Annotated in this window: 2 protein-coding genes; both read right to left on the reverse strand. The window is 29.6% G+C overall.

The features are described 5' to 3' along the window. A partial coding sequence (locus FOL89_RS17455) for a DUF6705 family protein (RefSeq protein WP_144284028.1) occupies nt 1-481 on the reverse strand: 481 nt, incomplete at its 3' end. Between the two features lie 41 nt (nt 482-522). After that, nucleotides 523-1,092: a hypothetical protein gene (locus FOL89_RS17460; RefSeq protein WP_144284029.1), complete on the reverse strand. Its 570-nt coding sequence runs from the start codon at nt 1,090-1,092 to the stop codon at nt 523-525. Nucleotides 1,093-1,256: the final 164 nt, after the last annotated feature.

The following is a 1,256-nucleotide window of genomic DNA, read 5'->3' on the forward strand; positions in this document are numbered from 1 at the left end:
TACCCTCTGGTCGGTATTCCCAAGACAATTGTGTAGAGCTAATTTTAAAAAGAAATACTCTTCCCCAGCCTACACCGCAATTTGTTCCTGGATAATGAAGTACAACTGCATTCTCGTTAGGAGCAGACCAAATGCTAGTAAACTCGTTATTAGAATCACTTAAATTAAGAGTGCTTTGTAAAATTGATCCTGATAAATTTTTAACTTGATATTTAATTACTAAAGCATCATTGTAATATTTCTTTTTACTACCATCTTCGAGCTTATTTTCAATTTTATTAATGTACAATGTAATTTCATTTCCTTGATAATTAGCTTTATATATTCCTGCAAACTGATTTAATTCATTATTCAAATCTTTAATGTAAGAATAGTCAGGAATATTTCTATAATCAGTATTTAAAGGAAAAGTCTGTTGTGCTTTACAATTTATAAGATTAACAAGCACGAATAAAATGATGATAATTTTAGTATTTTTCATAATTTCCTCTCTGAAAATAACCTTTTGAAGACACCTTGTCTTTACTGCTTCGTAAAAATTAAATCCTTCGTTACAGGAAGATAAACTTTTGTATCCGGGTTTCCGGGACAACTAGCCGCATCCAAAAGAATGCTATTTGGATTATAATCCCAATATATTTGGGTGGGATTTATTTTCCTAATACTTATAATTCCCCAACCTACATTACAATTTGTACCTGAATAATCAAATATTACAGCATTAAATTGCGGTTTTGTACCCATACTTCTTATCTTATTTATACTAAGGTTAGTATTTTGAGTATTTTGTACTATAATTCCTGATGGGTTTTTAATAGTAAATTTTATCTCCAGCACATCAGTGTAATAAGTTTTCTTTGTTCTTTTTTCAAGATCATACTCTTTTTTTGTAATATATAAGGTTACTTCTTTCCCTTCAAAAAATCCTTTATAGATACCAGTGAAAGATGACAATTCATTATTTAGATCTTTTAAATATGAGTTATTCGGGACTGTTAGATAATCAGTATTTAAAGGAAAAGTCTGTTGTGCTTTACAATTTATAAGATTAACAAGCACGAATAAAAAGGTGATATTTTTAATATTTTTCATAATTTCCTCTTTGAGAATAACCTTTTTGAAGAGACCTTGTCTTTACTGCTTTGTGAAAATTAAATCTTTTGTTACTGGAAGATAAACTTTTGTATCGGGGTTTCCGGGACACTCACTATTCTTATCTACAAAAATTCTACCCTCTGGTCGGTATTCCCAAGACA

This window comes from Chryseobacterium echinoideorum (assembly GCF_007474535.1).
Lineage (GTDB): Bacteria > Bacteroidota > Bacteroidia > Flavobacteriales > Weeksellaceae > Chryseobacterium > Chryseobacterium echinoideorum.